Origin of the sequence: Kaistella sp. (genome assembly GCF_041824135.1) — a bacterium.
Classification (GTDB): domain Bacteria; phylum Bacteroidota; class Bacteroidia; order Flavobacteriales; family Weeksellaceae; genus Kaistella.
Window position 1 is genome coordinate 26,513 of the sequence record NZ_JBGZYM010000035.1, and the last position, 19,446, is coordinate 45,958.

A 19,446-nucleotide genomic window follows, 5' to 3' on the forward strand; every position below is an offset into this window, starting at 1 on the left:
AGATAGGATTTAGTTTTAAACCCCAAAGTAAGTTCCCAATAAATAAGTTATAAAATGTTCAACTTAAAGAATCTAAGGCTTCCAGTATCGAGATTAATCTAGCAATTAGGAAATATAATCCATTGCGGTTTAATGATTTTAAAGCATGGAAATTTCTGGAAATTAATGCTGTATTACCATACCCTCTTTCACCAAAAAATTAGAGTGCATATCAGTTGCACTCTTTGTTGTTTCCTTTGCAATAGTAATGAGAACTTAATAATAAAACTTACGCTTTAATTTTAAATTATGCAAATAACAGCAAAACTCGCAAATATCCTCACAGAACAAAATGGTACAGGTAAAAATGGAGAATGGAAAAAACAGGATTTAATTTTTGAAACCCAAGATCAGTTTCCTAAAAAAATTTGTATTTCTTTTTGGGGAGATAAATTACAAAATGTACCACTTCAGGAATCCAAAACGTACACCATTGATTTTGATGTTGAAAGTCGGGAGTACAATGGCAAATGGTATACCGATATAAAGGGTTGGAAAATAGTGCAAATTAATACTATAAATGACGTGTGTTCTACATCAGCAATAAACATATCAAAAGAGATTGAGCAAGACTCAGCAATTACTGAAGAGGAGGACGATTTCCCTTTTTAAACTCTCGATGATATTAATGAGATATTTTTCTCCTAGTTATTGATATGCAAATTTTAAGTTCATTATAAATATTTAGAAAAGTGGAAAACAAAAAAGAACTCATAATCAAAGCATTTGAGCAATTAGATGCCGACATGCTGGACATTTTACTCAATGACGATCAACCTTATCAGGATGTTTCTAAAGAACTGTTTGTTTCTGAACTTAAACGTTATTTCAGTGAAATAAAAACATCAAACTATTCAAAACTTGATTATAAAGCATATAAAGGCGTTTGCCAAAATTGTAGCAAAGGTAAAACCGGATATTCTTTTGTCAATTCCGAAGGACATAGTTTTATGAGCATGGTTTTCGAAGAATCAAAAAATGATTATTTAGATATCTATAATTGCGGTAGTTTTTGTACTGAAGAAAAAGAAATCGAAGAGGAAATGACTGGCATCTTTTTTTATAAGGATGATGAAGTAACCTATATTCCTACTGCTAAAAATATTCTGGAAGTTAAAAGATGTGCTGCTGCCTTTGCTGAATTAAATAGACAGATAAAAGAGGAAGGGATATTATCTAAGAACTTCTATAAACAATGGATTGATAAATATGGTGATCTTGATGATATCTCGGAGGCATTTTCAGGTGAATCCTACCGGTATAAGAGTGAAATTAAAAAACCGTTAAGTACTTTAAAATACTACACGCAGATAGTAGAACGCGAGAGTTTGGCAAAGAAATATTGGTTAGAATTTATGTCAATACCTGTCGCAGATTTGCCTTCGCTCCAAGATTGGTTGGTAAGATGCGATAAAGAGTTTGAATTTTTAAGATTTGGCTTCGCCGAATCTGCGAATTACGCTGCAGGATTTTTCTGCGACCGCAATTTAAAAATCGACCTTCGTGAATTTTATTACTACCACAATATCAGTGTAATTCTTAACAAATATTTTGATTGGATTCCCGATTCGGATTCAGTAGGTGATGAAGAAAATATAGAAGATGATTATGAATTTCCTTTTTAGCCTAGGTACAGAATGGGGGTAAATATAATTTGAAAAAGATAAAAAAGTCTCTTATTGGTATTATTATTTATAATGGATTTTAGTCCGCACTTTATCGGCTTTTTTTAAAAAATGCGAAAATTTAGGAGAAGCTCTATTATACGTAAAGAGTTTTGGATGCCAGTCACAACAGTGGTTTATATTAAGTTAAACTTCTCCATCGCATTAATCTTAGTCTGGTCCGCAATATCAATATAAGGTTTCATTGCTTTGTAATCACTGTGACCAGTCCATTTCATTACAACTTGTGGAGGAATGCCTAATGCAAGAGCATTACAGATGAAAGTTCTCCTTCCTGCATGAGAACTTAGTAAAGCGTGTTTAGGTGTTACTTCATCAATTCGTTCGTTTCCTTTGTAATAGGTTTCGCGAATTGGTTCGTCGATTTCAGCGATTTCAGCCAATTCTTTTAAATATTCATTCATTTTTTGATTAGTAATAACTGGAAACGCTTTGTTGTATTTATAGATTTCATCCTCGTATTTTAAAATTATTGCTTTACTATGGTTATTCAGCTCAATGGTTAAATTATCTGATGTTTTCACCGTAGTAATTTCGATAAAATTTTCTTTAATATCTGTCTTTTTAAGGTTTTCTACATCTGAGTATCTCAAACCTGTATAACATTGAAATAAGAAAATATCTCTAACTCTTTCTAAATATTGTTTTTCTGCTGGAATAGAACATTGTTTTAAATCTTTTAATTCATCTTGAGTAAGAAATATAATTTTTTTTCGCACCAACTTTAATTTAGGATTAAACAATTCAAAACTATTATTCTTATGAAAACCTTTTCGAAGTGCCCATCTTAAAAACCATTTCAAGAATGAGAAATTTTTCAGAATAGTTGAGTTTTTAAATTTAAGTTTTTTCTGGAGGTATAATTGATAATCAAGCAGTCCACTTTCTGTAAAATCTTCAAATGTTATTTGCGGATTAAAATTTAAAAGATGTTTTTTAATCGAACGTAATTTAGCTTCTGTTGAAATAGTCCATTGGTTTAATCGAGATTCATCTTTAGTAAATTGGTCAAATAATTCAAAAAAACTTTTTATTTCCACTATAACTTGTTTTTCTACTTTACCAATTATTAAATTAAAAGCATTTCTAAAACTTTTGCTGTCAGGAACGATTTTATCTAACTCAAATTTCCGAAACACACGCTCGCAAGCTGATTCATATTCGCTAATTTTCTTGTTTATAATACTTGCAGATATTTTTTTATTCCCATGTGTAGTATTAGTTTTGCAACGCTGAGTTTCTGTACTCCATTTGTCAATCTCTACCCTATGTCCAAGATTGAAAGCTACAATATTATTCTCCCACTTAATTCTAAAGCGGATTTTTGCTGTAGTGTTGTCTTTTTCTTTGTCAAGCAAAAATTGAGTGTGATATTTGACTACCATATTATTTTATTTGTTTTCTATATTGCTAACTTCAAGTTTATCAATGGAGATTCCTCCAAGTTTTAATAGTTCATCATAAGTATAACTGAATGATTGAATCAGTTTGTTTTCTGAATAGATATTTATAATTTTCGACAATTCTTTTTTTTCATTTGAATTGTTATTTTTAGGATAAGTATAAATTTTAAATGAAAAAGATGAAATTGGAGTGGTGGTTTTATATACTTCCTTTTCAATTAAAGTATTTCTATTTTGACCTTTATCATTTTTACTTCCAGTAAATTCTTGTGAAATTTTATAAGGTTCAGAGATAGATCGGAAGCTAAAATTTCCATTTTCATCTTTCCAATTTTTAGTTCCCATTAGATTTTCACTAATTCGAAGTACGCCATACTCTGTATTTAATACTTGTGAAAAATTTCCATCATTAATTTTCACAAATCGCCAAATGCTATTTTCTTCAAATTTCTCCCAATCTCCATTATTAATTATTTCAATGGTAATTCTTTTTTGAGATTTAATTATTTTATCCTTATCAGCAACGGGAGACGTTGAATTTTCATATCTAGCAGCAATTTTACTTTGTGAATTTTTTGAAATTCTTTTATGTGATTGAGCATGCAATGAAACTCCAAAAAAAATTGAACTAATTATGATGTATTTAAACATAACTATTTATTTAAAAGTTCTATCAGCAAACTAACTTGTCTCATGCTTTCTGTCAATTGATCTTGACTTGTTTTCAGTCTTTCAATTGTTTCTGCTTGAAGCTCAATCATACCGGTAAACTCGCTGTGAGAAATGGTAAAATTTCCATTTACATTGCCATTAATGTTACTATTAACACTATTTGAAGATCCATTACTATTAATAACTTGACTATTCGGCTTTATCATTTCACCTAGTTCCGAAGTAAACCATTCTGAACTCAAATCAGTGTAGGTAAGTAGAATTTTTTCTATAGTATCGGAATTTAATCCTGAATTATTTTTTATAGCTCTTCCAACTAAACCAATCGATAAACCTGCTTCAACTGTAATTTTATTAGGATTCAATCCTTTGAACTCCATATACGTTTGTAATCTTTCTGTAATTGTCATAGTTTATATTGATATTTATCATTATTATTTTGCTAAAAATAGATTTTAATCTATATATTTGCGGTCTAATTGCAATGCAAATATAGTAAAAACAATCAAAGTACACTAAATACTATAATAAAAGAATGTGATTTATTAAAAATAATTTTATATGATGCTACTATAAAAAATTTAATATTAATAATGTTGGAAAATATCTACAAAAAATAAATATAATTAATAGATGGAAGATTCTAATAAACCAGTTTGGCAATTGACGATAGGAGAATTTATGGAGCTCTTAGATTCAAGGATGCCTAAAATTGAAGAAAAAAATATTTCTCAAAATAGCACAAGTATAAAATATGTTTATGGTCTTGCTGGATTAGCAAAATTAATTGGTTGTTCAATAAATCATGCTAGTAAACTGAAAAGTTGTGGTGTTTTCGATGAAGCAATTATTCAAAATGGTAGAAAAATCATAGTTAATTCGGAAAAAGCAATAGAACTATTTAAGAATTATAATAAATGAGGGAAATAGATGGTCAAACACCTGTTGGAAAACTTACTGTAGAGCAATTATTAGAATTATCAAAGAAATTAAATTCTGAAAAAAAATACGAATACGGTATGAAAGGGTTGGCAAAAATCTTAGGATGTTCATTGTCGAAAGCTTCATATGTGAAAGCTTCCGGCATATTGGATAAGGCAATTATTCAAAACGGAAATATCATCATCATTGATAAAGAGTTGGCTTTAAAATTATTTGGAAACAATGAAGTATAGTTACCTGGAATTTACCCGTAGAATTTGGGAGTTTAATGAAAATAGACCTTTAGGTTTATCTGCTATTTCTGTTTATTTCTATTTGTTAAAAATTGGATCTGATACAGGATACACAAAATTCACAGTGTCTGATAGCAAGATAAGTAGAGAGCTTAAAATGACAAGGAAAACAGTAAAAGTATGTAAAGAAAGGTTGCGCAAATTTGGTATAATTTCATACCAGTCAAGAAATGGAATACCTTCTGATTTTCAATTAAGTTCTGATTATCCATTAATTTTTAAAGATGCATTTGGAGAACCAGAAGTTCAATCTGAAATAATAGAAGTTAAAGAGTTTAAGAAGAAACTTGAACCAAAGTTGGTAGAGGTAAATTCTATTAAAAAAAGTACACAACAGATTTCGAGTAGTGTTGAAAGAAATATAAACATTCCTTCAATTAAAGAATTTTTAGAGTACGCTCAAAAATTAGAAACTTACGAACCTCAAATAGATTTTGAAATTCATTCGAAATATGATAATTGGATAAATAATGGCTGGAAAAATAGTGCAAATCGACCAATAACCGATTGGAAATCTACATTAAAAAGTGTGCTGCCTTATCTGAAAAATTCCACACAAAATAATTCACTTTCTATAAATTCAATTCCAAGAATAACGCCTCCAAAGCTATCAAATTTTTAAGATTAGAAATGTAGATAATTATCTATGTGGAATTTATAGACAGAAATATAAAAATAATGAAAATATCAGATTTAAAGCTCGGTCAAAAAGTAACAATTAAAGGAATGCTTGCTGAATACCAAGGGATTCAAAAAGTGAAAATTCAAAATTTTGGGAAGGTTGAGAAAAGAGTTTTCAAAGCCGATGGAATAAATATTTTTAAATATTACACGCTTAATGATGGTATTAAAACGCTGAAAAGTGAAAAAATTGAATTGAAATAATTCAAACACTTTAGACAAAAAGGAAGATTTTAATTCCAAAAAATCTTGAATTTATTTATGATCGTTCCAGAAAAAGATATAAAGATAATCCGCAAGGAATTTGAAAATAAGAATGAAAGAATTCCCGACAGAATACGATTGGGAAACCATTTCGTGGACGATTTTATTTTTGATGGCAACGAATCTTTTGATATTCCAATTAATGCACTTCGGGTAATTTTCAATATTATTTCCATTATTGGTAACGAGCAATTTCGTCCAGACGATCGACCGAAACAACTTACGCTTTTCGATGAAGAATTTGAGACTGAAAACAACACTTTCGCTTCTATTAAAATTAAAAACAGCAAAATTTCGCCGAGTGGTTCTTCAAAACAAGTTGTTGCAGCTTATGAATTTCTGACTAAATTTAAAATGGGATGGTATAAATCTTTAAATTCCAAGGGAAAAGAAATTAAAACTTTCGGAGGTCTTATTTCAATTCCGTGTTATGATCACAGAGGATACACAACGTTTTTAATCAGCAGTTATTGGCTGAAAAAGCTACTGGTTATACCGGAGTACAATTACATTCTATATAATTTGGTTTATAACATCCGAAACAATAAGCATATTATTTTTGCAATTTGGCTATCAAAGTTGCCTGAAAACGGAACTACTTTAAAGCTATCTACGCTCAACAATAAGTTTGGTTTGAACTACAAATCTGCCAACGATTTTTGTTTTAAATTCTTAAAACCAGTAAAAATAAGTCTTGAAAAATACAACGATTTGTCATTTAATTATAGTTGTCGAAGAGATTTAATATCAATAAATCCGTTCAATACAAAAGAGGTTCCTATTGAAACTTCACCAAAAATTGCGAATGTAAAAACTGAAGTAACGAGGAGATTGAATTACTTTAAACAGAGGTACGGATTAAAGAATTCAGAAATGGTTCAGTTTTCTTATCAATACAGAACGATCTCACAAACCAGAGAATTGATTGAAAGATCTTTCAAAGAATTCATAAAACGAAATAGATTAATCCGAAAAAAATCAACTGAATTTCAAGGAAAATTATTTCTAAATGTATTACAAGAATTTATGATAATGGAATACAGAAAAACAAAAGTAGGAGAATTGATTCCGAATGGATATCCGACTATTATCTGAATTCGGATTTGCACTCATTCCATTTCGGAATTGCACTCATCTCCAGTTCGGAATTGCACTCGCTAAAGTTAAAGAAATGTTAAAATTTAATTTTTTAAAGCTTTGTTTTCGGAATTGCACTCATTTCAAATAAAATAGCAGAGTAAAAATGTTGGTAAGTACCATTAATTATGGATAAGTATGAAAAAACAAGTAAAACAAAAAATTCATTTCGGATTTGCACTCATGCAGAAATCAGCAATATCTCGGAATTGCACTCATTTCACTTTCGGAATTGCACTCATCTCAAATTCGGAATTGCACTCATGTCAAAAACGAGTTAATGCACTTATCATAAAGCGATACAGAGAAACACTAAAAGTATTATAAAAGTAAATAAAAGTTTTTTTTTATTTAAAAGGAGAATGTGGATAAAAAATTTGCTTTAAAAAAGAAAAAAAATGAACTGCGAAAAAATTAAAGATAAAATTGATATTAAAACGGTTTTAGAATCTTTCAATCTATTTCCTGTAAAAGAAAATTTCAAAACAGGATTTTATTTTGCATTAGATCGAGAAGAAAAAGCACCGAGCTTTTGCGTGGATTTTACAAAAAATAGAGCTTTTGATTTCGGAACAGGGAAAAACTTCGACATTATTTCAATTGTTCAGTTCATGAAAAAATGTTCAGTTTCTGAAGCTTTGGAATATCTGAATAATTTAAATTTTTCGGAGCAAAATTTAATTCAAGAACCGAATGATTCTAAAGATTATGAGATTATTCAAGTAAAGGAAATTCAACATCCGGCATTAATTCAATACCTCAAATCGAGAAAAGTCTATGAACAAAGACATTTGGTAAAAGAAATACATTATCAATTGCATGGCAAAAAATATTTTGGAATCGCCTTTTTCAACGATTCTGGAGGAGTGGAAATCCGAAATAAATATTCCAAAATTTGCCTGGGTAAAAAAGACATAACTTTAATTAAAAGTGAAGGTAATCCGAAAAATGAAATTTGCATTTTTGAAGGTTTTTTTGATTATCTGACATATCGCCAAATGCGTAAAGATGAAGTTTCAGATTTCCTAATATTAAATTCTACTGCAATGTTTTTCAATATAGAAAAGCGACTTGAGTTTTATGATAAGATAAATTTATTTTTAGATAATGATTTGAATGGAAAATCTTTAGTAAAAAGTATTTTAAATAGTTATGAAAACGTAGAGGATTGCTCATTGATTTATGAAAACTTTAAAGATTTGAATGAATGGTTTTGTGGTAAATAAAGAGTAGTTTTAACATGACTGATAAACGTGATAATGCTTATTATTTAATTAAAAAATTGCGAAAACAAATTAATAATAAGCATTAATAAATTCACATAAATATTCTCATGTACAACATTTGCAGTATAACATAGAAATATTATAGCAATTTTCATTTATCGTTAAGGTTTACTTCATCTTTCTTATTATATTTAAACTTTCTAAATTCTTACCTATTTTATAATTTTAATGAAATTACAATTTAAAGAGCAAAACTTTCAGATTGAGGCTGTTGCAGCCATCGTGAAATGTTTTGAAGGGCAATCCTTAAAAACGAATCGCTTTACTTTGGAAAGAAGTAAACAGATATTAAAGAAAACAAGAGAGATTGCGTCAGATAATGCTTATCAAAGTTCTGCTTTCGAAGGGGATGTCTTTGAAGATATTGGATATCGAAATAGTGCTGTGCAAATTACTGATAAGCAAGTTTTAGAAAATATAATTGCGATTCAGAGGGAGCAATATCTTATAGAAAACAAAAACCTAGATATTTTAAAAGGGGCAAATTTAGGATATAACTTTACCATTGAAATGGAGACTGGTACGGGGAAAACCTATACTTACATTCGCACAATGTATGAGTTGCATGAAAAATATGGTTGGAGTAAGTTTATGATTGTAGTACCATCCATTGCTATTCGAGAGGGTGTATTCAAAACGTTTGAAATAACTCAAGATCACTTTCAGGAGATATATGGACATAAAATTAGTCCATTTATTTACAATTCTTCCCGACCTCAAGATATAGAAACTTTTGCTTCAGACAGTCGCATTAGTGTGATGATTATTAATACTCAGGCATTTGCTGCTCGTGGAGCCGATGCTCGGAGAATACATCAAGAATTAGATCAATTTGGCTCCCGAAGACCCATCGATATCATCGCACAAACCAATCCAATTATCATTATAGATGAGCCACAATCTGTTGGAAAGGAAGGTTCCGTAACCCTTAAAAGTATGGAGGAATTTAACCCTTTATGTACTTTAAGGTATTCTGCCACACACGCCGAAGAATACAATAAGGTTTATAGATTAGATGCTCTTGATGCTTACAATAAAAAATTAGTAAAGAAAATTCAGGTTAAAGGAATCAACTTAAAAGGTTCTACCGGAACTACCGGATATTTGTATCTGGAGCACATTTCATTGAGTGCAAATAAACCACCTGTTGCTTTTCTGGAATATGAAAAAAGAAATGGTACTGGCGTAAAGCGAGTTCGAGAAAAGTTAGAACAGGGAACAGATCTATATGAGATATCCGGAAATCTTCCTGCTTATAAAAATTGCTTGATTACCGAAGTAAATGGTTATCAAAACAAAATAGTTATTAATGGTCTTGATATTTATCCAGGAGATATTTTAAATGATAAAGATGAATTGGCTTTTCGTCGCATACAAATTAGAGAAACCATTCTTTCGCATTTGCAGAAAGAGAAATTTCTTTTTGAAAAAGGAATTAAAGTTTTGTCATTATTTTTTATCGATTCGGTTGAGAAATACCGTAAGTATGATGAAATGGGTGAAGAAGTCTTGGGTGAATATGCACAGATTTTTGAAGAAGAATACAGAAATGCCGTCAATGATTTTCTGGACTTATTTCATCAGGAATATACGGACTATGTCATAGAGACTGATGCAGCAAAAGTTCATAAAGCCTATGCGCCAGGAAACTATTTAGAATATCTCAACCGGGATGATGCAGATCGCGTGCACAATGGATATTTTTCTATTGACAAGAAAGGGAAACCTGTTGATTCTACCATTAAACGTGGAAGCGATGATTCTGATGATGTCTCCGCTTATGATTTAATTATGAAGGATAAAGAACGGTTGTTGAGTTTTGAAGAACCTACACGCTTTATCTTTTCACACTCTGCTTTGAAAGAAGGCTGGGATAACCCAAATGTCTTCCAAATCTGTGCATTAAAGAATGTAGATAGCGGAAGTCAGACCCGAAGAAGACAAGAAGTCGGTCGTGGTATGCGATTGTGTGTAGATAAAAGAGGTATACGTCAGGATTTTGAGTTGGTAGGAGAACAGGTGCACGACATTAATGTATTAACAATTATCGCTTCTGAAAGTTATGAAGATTTTGCTAAAGGCTTACAAACTGAAATTGCAAAATCATTAAAAGACAGACCAATAAAAGCCGATACCAAATTCTTTTTAGGTAAAGTCTTGACCAATGAATCAGGGGAAACAATTCGCCTGACTGATGAAGAGGCGAAAAAACTAAACAAATTTCTTTATAAACACGACATTTTAGACGAAGATGACAAAATAACGCCAGAGGGAAAAGAACTGATCGAAAAGAATGAAGTTCCTGTTCCAGAAAATTTAGTGGCGTATGCTTCTGCAGTTAATAAATTATTGCAATCAGTTTATAACGGTGATGGTCTAACTCCTGAAGATGATCGTAAAACAATTCCATTAACATTAAATAAAAATTTCGCGAAAAAGGAGTTTCAGGAACTGTGGAAAAAAATCAGTTTGAAAACAGTTTATGAAGTGAAGTTTGATACGGATAAACTCATTGAACAAAGTAAAATACGCATTAATGCAGATTTGCATATTTCGGATCGGAAATATGAAATTAAAACCGGAGAGATGCGTGAAGTTTCAAAAGAAGATTTGAAAGAGGGAACAGCAATTACCGTTACCAAAACCGATTCCAAAAAATTATCGACAGATCTATATACACAGGTTGCCTATGATATTGTGGGAGAAATTGAAGCCTTAACCAACTTGAAGCGCAGTACGGTGGTAGCCATTTTGAAATCAATTAAGGAAGGTCAATTCTATTTATTAAGAAAAAATCCGGAAGAGTTTATTGCTAAATGTGCCAAACTCATTAATGAAACTAAGGCATCGCTCATCATCAATAATATTGCCTATCATAAAACCGATGAATCTTTTGATGCAACAACAGTTTTTACCAATGCTAAAAATATTTTGCGAACCGATGAAATTTTGAAAAAACACATCTATGATTTCTTAGAAACAGATTCTAAAATAGAACGGGAGTTTACCAAAAATTTAGAGCAGGCAACAGAAGTGATCGTCTATGCCAAGTTACCCAAAGGTTTTTATATTGCTACACCAGTTGCCAACTACAGTCCCGATTGGGCTATTGTGTTGGACACAGAAAAAGTAAAGCATATTTATTTTGTCGCAGAAACAAAAGGATCCGAAAACCTAAACGATCTAAGAGGAATAGAACAGTTAAAAATACACTGTGCACAGGAACATTTTAAAACCATTAGCAATGGTGAAGTGAAATTTGATGTGATTACTACGTACAGTAAACTATTAGAAATTGCGCAGTTAAAATAATACGTTAGTTCGAACTACTTTTTATTTAATTAGAATTCAGAATCAAAAGATAGTATGTTGATTTTCAGTTGTTTTTTATTTAATTAGAATTCGGAAACAAAAATATAAAGATGAAAAGTTGGATACAGAAAGCATTAGAATATTTAAAGAAATCTTTAGGAAAGGTTGCTGTAGAATTGAACGAGTTGGACTGGAAAGAAAGTCTCTCACCCAATAATGCTAAATTATGTCAGCATATTTCCGCATTTGCAAATATGCCCGGTGGAGGTTTCATTGTTTTTGGAATAAAGAATGACACAAAGGAAGTTATCGGAGTTTCCACCGATGATGCCACTAGTATTGTAGATAAATTTGCCTCATTATGTAGAGATGGTGTTGAGCCATTAGTGAGTATTGATTATTCCATCGAGAAATATCAAGACAAAGATATCTTGATTATTTACATTAAAGAAAGTGCAATAAAACCTGTATTCTTACACGGAAAAACATTAGAAGATAGTTTTATAAGAAGTGGAGGTTCTAGCCGGAAAGCGTCTCGCCCAGAAGTAGGCGCTATGATGTTAAACAGTAAATCTCCAACTTGGGAAGAACTTCATGCCTCCAAATTGCTAAGTGAAATTGAAGTGATAACTTTATTGGACTTTAGTAAAATATTAGAATTGCTGAAAAAACCAGCGCCCTCAGATTTAAAAGAAATAATGAATTGGCTGGAAGATGAGAAGATGTTGGTAAATGCTGATGGGAAAGGATACTATATAACAAATTTTGGTGCTATTACAGCTGCCAAAGATTTGAAAGATTTCGATGGATTGGTTCGGAAATCGATCAGACTGATTAAATATGAAGGGAAAAATAAAGCGGGTGCAAGTAAAGAATTTCCGGGTAGGAAAGGATATGCTATTGGTTTTGAGGCCTTGATAGCATTTATAAGGGGATTATTAGAAGATAGCGAAATTGTTAAAAACGCTTTAAGAGTTGATACTTCTCTTTATCCTGAAATTGCTCTGCGTGAATTGGTTGCCAATACACTTATCCATCAAGATTTTACTATTCGCGGCACCGGTCCTATGGTGGAAATTTTTGATGACCGAATTGTTTTTACAAATCCTGGAAGATTGCTTCCGACCAAAAAAATTGATCGCTTGATTCGTACCACCCCCGAATCTAGGAATGAAATTCTTGCCGCTGCGTTTAGAAGATATAACATCTGCGAAGAACGAGGATCGGGTTTTGAGAAAGCGGTAATCAGTATTGAGTTATATGGCTTACCTCCGCTAATATTTGAAGAATTAGAAAACTCCTTTCGAGTTACCATGTATGCGCCCAAAACGTATGCAGAAATGACCAATGATGAACGAATAGAGGCGGCGTATCAACACAGTATTATCAGCTATTTTGCAACCGGCGGTTTTAACAATACCTCTTTAAGAGAAAGATTTGGTATGCACGATAAGCAAGCCTCTCAGATTTCACTGCTTATTAAAGACGCCATAACAGCAGGAAAAATAAAACCAAAAGAAGAAGAAAATGTTTCTAAAAAGTTTAGTAGATATATTCCCTATTGGGCTTAAAAAGTTTTATTTAATTAAAATTCTGAAATAAAACATAACCTATTGATTTGTAATCGGTTGTTATTTAATTTGAATTCGGAAACAAAATATAAAGATAAAAAGTGGGATACTGAAACCAAGATAGTATAGCTAAAAAAAAGCGAAATGAAACGAAAAACAGTTGCGAAACAACATAAATTGTTGATAGCTAATTGCTGGTTTTTTTATGTTAAAAACTTGAAAACGAAAATGATTTCAAAAAAAAATAACTGAAAAATAAAAATAGAAACAAATTAAGATAACATGCTCATTTATAGTTTCTTAAGTTGTTTTTAGAATCGGAAAAATAAAAAATAATAAAAAACAAATAATCTTGAACCTCGATTTAAAGGATGATAAATTTAAAAATAGGGTTAAAGATTAAATACAAAATAAATGAACGATAAATTAGACCTCCAATCCCCAGATATAACCGGCTTAAACATCGAAAAAATTGCCGCCCTTTTTCCCAACTGCGTAACCGAAGCAGCGGACGGAAAAAAAATAGACTTCGATTTGCTCCGCCAGGAACTGAGCGCCGATATCGTGGAAGGCACAAAAGAACGTTACCGCTTGGAATGGCCCGGCAAACGCGAAGCTATTGTAACTGCCAATTTACCGACCAACAATACGCTGCGTCCTGTACGCGAAGATTCTGTAGATTTTGATACCACAGAAAATATGTACATAGAAGGCGACAACCTGGAAGTCCTGAAGCTCTTGCAGGAAAGCTATCTGAACAAGATAAAAATGATTTACATAGATCCGCCCTATAACACTGGGAAGGACTTTGTGTATAAAGATAACTTTGCCAAAGCCAGAGAAGAAGAACTCTTTGAAAGCGGGCAAAAAGATGAGTACAACCAACGCCTGGTAGCCAACCCCGAAACCAGCGGACGTTACCACTCTGACTGGCTCTCTATGATGTACCCAAGATTAAAACTGGCAAGGAATCTTTTATCTGAAGATGGCGTTATCTTTATTTCTATTGATGATAACGAAGTACATAACCTGCGTAAGATTTGTGATGAGATTTATGGGGAAGATAATTTTGTCGCAAACGTAATTTGGGAGAAAAAATTTGCTCCCCAAAATGATGCTAAATGGTTTAGTGAAAATCACGACCATATATTAATTATTGCAAAATCGAAAGAACTACTAAATGTTCATCTGCTTCCCCGCACCTCGCAAATGAATGAAAGATATAAAAATTATGATAATGACCCGCGAGGAGTTTGGACCTCTGATAATTTATTGAGGAAAGATGTACAAAAGTCAGGTATTTATGAAATAACAACACCGAACGGTAGTATTTACTCACCGCCATCGGGGAGAAGTTGGCGAGTATCCAAAGAAAAGTACAACGAAATGGTTCTTGAAAATCGAATATGGTTTGGAGAAAAAGGTGGAAATGTACCGAGAATAAAGAGATTTCTAAACGAAGTACAAGATGGTATTAAATCACAAACTATTTGGAAATTTGATGATGTAGGACATAATCAAGAAGCTAGTCAAGAAGTACGAAAAATTTTTAATGGCGACTCGTTTTTTGATACTCCAAAACCAATTAGATTGATTAAAAGAATGATATACTTAGTAACTAAAGAAGATATTATCCTTGACTTCTTTTCGGGTTCAGCAACAACCGCTCACGCAGTAATGCAACTCAACGCCGAAGACCAGGGACGACGGAAATACATCATGGTCCAATTACCCGAAATCACAGATGAAAAAAGTGAAGCTTACAAAGCAGGTTACAAAAACATCTGCGAAATAGGCAAAGAAAGAATCCGCCGTGCTGCCCATAAAATAAAAGAAGAAAAACTAGAAAAAGCTAAAAAAGACGGCTTGTTTGCAGATTTCAAAGATGAGCAGGATTATGGTTTCCGTGTTTATCGGTTAGATTCGTCCAATATGCAGGATGTGTATTACAAACCACAAGATTATAACCAAAGCACCTTAGATCTTTTTGCTGATAACGTAAAAGAAGACCGAACTGCAGAAGATTTAATCGCCCAGATTATGCTCGATTGGGGCTTAGAACTTTCGTTGCCCATAGAACATAAAACCATCGCAGGCAAAGAAGTCTTTGCCGTAGCTGGAGATTCTCTGTACTGCTGTTTCGATACCGATATTGATGAAGCATTTGCCAAAGAAATCGCCAAGGAAAGACCGATGCGTATTGTATTCAGAGACAAAGGTTTTAAAGACGATACCGCAAAGGAGAATGTGAAGCAATTGTTGAAGCAACTCTCCCCAGAAACTGAAATGAAGGTTATATAATAAGTTTAATCATTATGTTAAATTCAATTATCCAATCTATAAAAAACACTGCTAAACATGTAAATGAACATGTTGATTATCCGACTTGCCCAGGTATTTATGCTTTCATGTTGAAAGATAATTCTACATTAAAAGATTTCGGAAAACCAAATCAAGTTTTATATGTTGGAATTGCAAAGGAAAGTTTGAAGAAGAGAGATTTGGGAAATCATTTCCATAATAAAAGTACAGGTCGCTCTACATTAAGACGATCTCTTGGTGCGATCTTAAAAGATGATTTTAAACTGTTTGCATTCTCTAGAAATGGAAAGAATGAAAAGAGAGAGATTTTGAATTATATTTTTAATTCAGAAGGAGAACAATTGCTGACAAACTGGATGTGTAATAATCTGATCGTTGGATATTGGAAAGATGAGCATTCTATTCCTTATTCAAAGTTGCGAAATTTTGAAGAAGATGTGATAAAGATTTTGAATCCAACACTTGATTTGGATCCACGCACAAAGAAATATAACATTTTCGCAGATAAACTTGATGGTTTAAGAATGATTTGTAGAACTGAAGCTGAAAGTACTTTTAATAAAAACAAAAACTAAGAACTTGGACAAAATAACCGCTGAAATCAAAAAGGTCATTAAAGTATTGGATGACCGTATGGAAATCCCAAACTACCAAAGACCTTACCGCTGGACAGAAGATAATGTCCGATTATTATTAGAAGATATTACTAACAGCTGGAAAGAGGGTAAAAGTTCTTATAGAATTGGAAGTGTGATTCTTAATAACGACAATAAAGATTCGCAACTTAATATCGTTGATGGTCAACAGCGTATCACCACTATTTTGCTTGTCCTGAAATCTTTAGATAGTGAGGTAGGTTCTGGTTTGAGAAATTCACTACTGTACAAGCATCAGGATTCACTTAATTCGATTATTCGCAACAAAAATTTTATAGACTCCTGGGTACAAGAAAATATAGGAAATGATATAAGAGATTTTGAGAAGTATATTTTAGAATACTGCGAATTTGTAGAAATTAAAGTGAGTGACCTTTCCGAAGCATTCCAGATGTTTGATTCGCAGAATGGACGTGGCAAAGAGTTAGAAGCATATAATCTTTTGAAGGCTTACCATATCCGTGCAATGGAAAGTAATACGTTTGAGGAGAAAATAGCTTGTGACAAAACATGGGAAGGTGCGGCACGGTATCAATCGAACAAAGACAGTGATCAGGTCTCAGATTTATTAAGACAATTGGTCAATGAGCAATTATACAGAACCAGATTGTGGAGTCGCAAAGAAACTGCATTGGAGTTCGATAAAAAGCAAATCAAAGAATTTAAAGGTATAACGGTTAATAAAAATCATCCGATTGATTTCCCTTATCAAAACAAAGAATTGTTGCAGGTTGTAATGCAGAATTATTTTAAGTCGCTAGGTGTTGCTGTAAATGGTGTGAAGTCAAGATTCAAGCAGTATTCACCTGAAAATATTAGTCCATTTGCTTTACTCAATCAAAATATTGTGAATGGAAAAGACTTCTTTGAGTATACAGAAACCTATGTTGAAATCTACAAGCGGCTTTTTAATTCTGAATATGAAGACATGAAGGAATTCAAAAAGTTTATTCAGAAAAATTGTAAATATTCTGGTTCGCACCGTGATGGAGATCAATATCTTTTTGAGCTTTATAAATCTCTGATTATGCTGATGTTTGATAAATTTGGAGAAGATGGCGTGAACAAATACCATAAAACATTATACCTATTGGTTTACAGACTGCGTCTTGAAAAAGAACAGGTGCGATATGCAAGTGTTGCTGATTATCCTATTCAAAACCAGGTTTTTAATATTATAGAAAATGCTCAAACCTATTCTGATTTAATTATATTGGAAAAAATGGCCAATAAAAAAGTAGTTTGTAAAAAGGATGTAGATTTTATCATTAAGTATTTTATGGAACAAAAAGTTCATTTGACATCGGGAGATGAAAAGAAAGTGAATTCAACTAAATATAGTTTTGCATAATGGAAACAAAGAATTTAAATAAAAGTTTACAGGAAATATTTCAAAGTAAATACATTGTTCCCCTGTATCAAAGAAATTATGCGTGGGCACAAGATGAAATAGAGCAGCTGCTTCAGGATTTGTATGAAAACTTTAAAAAGTCAAAAAAAAATCCAACTTTAAATTACTTTATTGGTAGTTTGGTAGTGCTAAAAAGAAAAGATGGATATTATGAAGTTATAGATGGTCAGCAAAGATTAACAACGCTGTCTCTTTTGCTGAAAATATTGGGACTAGTTAAAGAGCCTAAACTTTTTTATGAGTCAAGACCAGAGGTGGAAGCTTTTTTTGATTCCTATTTTAGAAACGGAAGCACCAAAGATGTTACGTTTAATTATAAAGTTTCACATCTTATAAACGCAGTAGATTTGTTGAAACAATCCATTGTCAACCCTGATGAAGTTGAGGGAAAAAAGCTTTTCGATATTGAAGATTTTGACAAATTTAAAAAGTTTGTATTTGAAAATGTAATTCTCGTTAGGGTAGAAATTCCTCAGGACACAGATGTCGCTTCTTATTTTGAAATAATGAATAACCGCGGTGAACAACTTCAGAAACACGAAATTCTGAAATCTTATTTGATGGAAACATTGAGAGATCAAAACGGTAATTATTTTGAAAAACAACAAGATGAATTTTCAAAAATATGGGATGCGTGTTCGCAGATGGATGTACATATTCAGAAATTATTTTCTGCAGAAGATAGGCGGAAATATTTTGGTGAAAATTACGACAAAATTAATATCGTTGATTTTTTAGAAGAAGAATCGAAGCAAGAAAATGGATTTTCAATTAATGATGCATTAGAAAAACAATCACTGGGAAATAATACTTCGGATAAAATTGATGATATTGATGATGCTGGTAAAGATCAATCGATCATTGATTTTTCCAACTTTTTGATGCATATTTTTAAAGTCAAATATCAATCTGGTAATGAAACAGAGATTCCGTTAAATGAAAAAGATTTGATTTCAGTTTATGATAGTTTGAAAGAAAGAATTGATGCCAAAGATTTTATAAATGATTTACTTTATTATCGGACTGTTTTTGATCGATTTATAGTTAAGGCAACAGATGATGAGAAAGATGAAGAAAATTATAAGTGGACACTTAAAAAGCCGTATCGATATGATTATTCCAAAGCAGAAAATAAAATTTCCACTAGCTTAAAATATAAAAATACTTTTGAAGACCAGGACCGATTAATAAAATCTATTTCTTTATTACAAGTAACATTCAGGAACAGAAAATATAAAAATTGGTTGCAAAATATTATAGCTTTTTTCTCTGATAAACAGAGATTTGACATTAGTGATAATGAATTTCTAGATTTTATTGATGGAATTATTTTAAATCATTTCGATGTAAACATGGACTCCACCAAGTTTGATGAAGGGGTCAAAGCTCCACATTTTTTATTCAATTTTATTGATTATTTATATTGGGTGCAGTTCCCTTCTGATTTCAAATTTACTTATCGTAATTCAGTAGAACATCATCTCCCTCAGTCCTATAAAAATGAAATCAATGAAGGTTTGCTTGACAATCTGGGTAATCTTTGTTTAATTAATAAGAGTTCAAATTCTAAAATGAACAATGAACATCCAACCGGAAAAGCTGCTATCGATGGAAAATATTACAAAATAAATCTTCCACCTAAGCAGAAAATTATTTATAATATTACAAATCATAAGAAGCAATGGGGGAATGATGAAATATTAAATCACAGAAAAGAAATAGGGGATTTATTAGATAGAAGAAAAGAAATTTTAATGATTTCGGAATAAGTT

17 protein-coding genes are annotated in these 19,446 nt (G+C 31.7%); 14 read left to right on the forward strand and 3 right to left on the reverse strand.

What is annotated here, in order from left to right:
* The first annotated feature begins 288 nt into the window (after positions 1-288).
* Both ACEYOS_RS04055 and ACEYOS_RS04060 read left to right on the forward strand, forming a co-directional pair.
* Positions 289-651 (forward strand): DUF3127 domain-containing protein, encoded by a 363-nt coding sequence (locus tag ACEYOS_RS04055; RefSeq protein ID WP_373709226.1) that lies wholly within the window; start codon positions 289-291, stop codon positions 649-651.
* Between the two features lie 80 nt (positions 652-731).
* Positions 732-1,664, forward strand: a complete 933-nt coding sequence (locus tag ACEYOS_RS04060) for a hypothetical protein (protein WP_373709225.1) — start codon at positions 732-734, stop codon at positions 1,662-1,664.
* 176 nt (positions 1,665-1,840) lie between these two features.
* Here the strand turns inward: ACEYOS_RS04060 and ACEYOS_RS04065 are convergent, their stop codons facing one another.
* The 3 genes from ACEYOS_RS04065 to ACEYOS_RS04075 are packed head-to-tail and all read right to left on the reverse strand — an operon-like array spanning position 1,841 to position 4,209.
* On the reverse strand, positions 1,841-3,109 hold the full coding sequence (locus tag ACEYOS_RS04065) for a phage integrase SAM-like domain-containing protein (protein WP_373709224.1): 1,269 nt from the start codon (positions 3,107-3,109) through the stop codon (positions 1,841-1,843).
* Between the two features lie 6 nt (positions 3,110-3,115).
* Positions 3,116-3,778 carry a hypothetical protein gene (locus ACEYOS_RS04070; RefSeq protein ID WP_373709223.1) on the reverse strand — a complete coding sequence of 221 codons (663 nt, stop codon included), beginning with the start codon at positions 3,776-3,778 and terminating at the stop codon, positions 3,116-3,118.
* Positions 3,779-3,780: 2 nt separating this feature from the next.
* A complete protein-coding gene (locus ACEYOS_RS04075) occupies positions 3,781-4,209 on the reverse strand; it encodes a hypothetical protein (protein ID WP_373709222.1) in 429 nt (142 codons plus the stop codon).
* 223 nt (positions 4,210-4,432) lie between these two features.
* On the opposite strand from ACEYOS_RS04075, the gene ACEYOS_RS04080 reads away from it, so the two are divergent.
* The 12 genes from ACEYOS_RS04080 (at position 4,433) to ACEYOS_RS04135 (ending at position 19,443) form a co-directional block, all read left to right on the forward strand.
* On the forward strand, positions 4,433-4,720 hold the full coding sequence (locus ACEYOS_RS04080; protein WP_373709221.1) for a DUF3853 family protein: 288 nt from the start codon (positions 4,433-4,435) through the stop codon (positions 4,718-4,720).
* Positions 4,717-4,974: a DUF3853 family protein gene (locus ACEYOS_RS04085; protein WP_373709220.1), complete on the forward strand. Its 258-nt coding sequence runs from the start codon at positions 4,717-4,719 to the stop codon at positions 4,972-4,974. Before ACEYOS_RS04080 ends, ACEYOS_RS04085 begins: the two co-directional genes overlap by 4 nt.
* Complete coding sequence (locus ACEYOS_RS04090; RefSeq protein ID WP_373709219.1) at positions 4,964-5,656, forward strand: hypothetical protein; 693 nt, start codon at positions 4,964-4,966, stop codon at positions 5,654-5,656. Before ACEYOS_RS04085 ends, ACEYOS_RS04090 begins: the two co-directional genes overlap by 11 nt.
* A 56-nt stretch (positions 5,657-5,712) precedes the next feature.
* A complete protein-coding gene (locus tag ACEYOS_RS04095; protein ID WP_373709218.1) occupies positions 5,713-5,919 on the forward strand; it encodes a hypothetical protein in 207 nt (68 codons plus the stop codon).
* A 57-nt stretch (positions 5,920-5,976) separates the two neighbouring features.
* Positions 5,977-7,074: a hypothetical protein gene (locus ACEYOS_RS04100; protein ID WP_373709217.1), complete on the forward strand. Its 1,098-nt coding sequence runs from the start codon at positions 5,977-5,979 to the stop codon at positions 7,072-7,074.
* 440 nt (positions 7,075-7,514) lie between these two features.
* Positions 7,515-8,342, forward strand: a complete 828-nt coding sequence (locus ACEYOS_RS04105) for a toprim domain-containing protein (protein ID WP_373709216.1) — start codon at positions 7,515-7,517, stop codon at positions 8,340-8,342.
* Positions 8,343-8,570: 228 nt separating this feature from the next.
* Positions 8,571-11,714: a type III restriction-modification system endonuclease gene (locus tag ACEYOS_RS04110; protein ID WP_373709215.1), complete on the forward strand. Its 3,144-nt coding sequence runs from the start codon at positions 8,571-8,573 to the stop codon at positions 11,712-11,714.
* 110 nt (positions 11,715-11,824) lie between these two features.
* Complete coding sequence (locus ACEYOS_RS04115; RefSeq protein ID WP_373709214.1) at positions 11,825-13,285, forward strand: ATP-binding protein; 1,461 nt, start codon at positions 11,825-11,827, stop codon at positions 13,283-13,285.
* Between the two features lie 414 nt (positions 13,286-13,699).
* A complete protein-coding gene (locus ACEYOS_RS04120; RefSeq protein ID WP_373709213.1) occupies positions 13,700-15,586 on the forward strand; it encodes a site-specific DNA-methyltransferase in 1,887 nt (628 codons plus the stop codon).
* A gap of 14 nt (positions 15,587-15,600) precedes the next feature.
* Positions 15,601-16,182: a GIY-YIG nuclease family protein gene (locus ACEYOS_RS04125; RefSeq protein WP_373709212.1), complete on the forward strand. Its 582-nt coding sequence runs from the start codon at positions 15,601-15,603 to the stop codon at positions 16,180-16,182.
* 4 nt (positions 16,183-16,186) lie between these two features.
* Entirely contained in the window at positions 16,187-17,614 is a 1,428-nt protein-coding gene (locus ACEYOS_RS04130) for a DUF262 domain-containing protein (protein ID WP_373709211.1), read from the forward strand.
* Positions 17,614-19,443, forward strand: coding sequence for a DUF262 domain-containing protein (locus ACEYOS_RS04135; RefSeq protein WP_373709210.1), 1,830 nt, complete (start codon positions 17,614-17,616; stop codon positions 19,441-19,443). Before ACEYOS_RS04130 ends, ACEYOS_RS04135 begins: the two co-directional genes overlap by 1 nt.
* The last annotated feature ends 3 nt before the right edge of the window (positions 19,444-19,446 follow it).

Coding starts and splice junctions, on each gene's coding strand:
- ACEYOS_RS04055 (WP_373709226.1), top strand. CDS start 289: ATGCAAATAACAGCAAAACTCGCAAATATCCTCACAGAACAAAATGGT.
- ACEYOS_RS04065 (WP_373709224.1), bottom strand. CDS start 3,109: ATGGTAGTCAAATATCACACTCAATTTTTGCTTGACAAAGAAAAAGAC.
- ACEYOS_RS04070 (WP_373709223.1), bottom strand. CDS start 3,778: ATGTTTAAATACATCATAATTAGTTCAATTTTTTTTGGAGTTTCATTG.
- ACEYOS_RS04075 (WP_373709222.1), bottom strand. CDS start 4,209: ATGACAATTACAGAAAGATTACAAACGTATATGGAGTTCAAAGGATTG.
- ACEYOS_RS04080 (WP_373709221.1), top strand. CDS start 4,433: ATGGAAGATTCTAATAAACCAGTTTGGCAATTGACGATAGGAGAATTT.
- ACEYOS_RS04085 (WP_373709220.1), top strand. CDS start 4,717: ATGAGGGAAATAGATGGTCAAACACCTGTTGGAAAACTTACTGTAGAG.
- ACEYOS_RS04090 (WP_373709219.1), top strand. CDS start 4,964: ATGAAGTATAGTTACCTGGAATTTACCCGTAGAATTTGGGAGTTTAAT.
- ACEYOS_RS04095 (WP_373709218.1), top strand. CDS start 5,713: ATGAAAATATCAGATTTAAAGCTCGGTCAAAAAGTAACAATTAAAGGA.
- ACEYOS_RS04100 (WP_373709217.1), top strand. CDS start 5,977: ATGATCGTTCCAGAAAAAGATATAAAGATAATCCGCAAGGAATTTGAA.
- ACEYOS_RS04105 (WP_373709216.1), top strand. CDS start 7,515: ATGAACTGCGAAAAAATTAAAGATAAAATTGATATTAAAACGGTTTTA.
- ACEYOS_RS04110 (WP_373709215.1), top strand. CDS start 8,571: ATGAAATTACAATTTAAAGAGCAAAACTTTCAGATTGAGGCTGTTGCA.
- ACEYOS_RS04115 (WP_373709214.1), top strand. CDS start 11,825: ATGAAAAGTTGGATACAGAAAGCATTAGAATATTTAAAGAAATCTTTA.
- ACEYOS_RS04120 (WP_373709213.1), top strand. CDS start 13,700: ATGAACGATAAATTAGACCTCCAATCCCCAGATATAACCGGCTTAAAC.
- ACEYOS_RS04125 (WP_373709212.1), top strand. CDS start 15,601: ATGTTAAATTCAATTATCCAATCTATAAAAAACACTGCTAAACATGTA.
- ACEYOS_RS04135 (WP_373709210.1), top strand. CDS start 17,614: ATGGAAACAAAGAATTTAAATAAAAGTTTACAGGAAATATTTCAAAGT.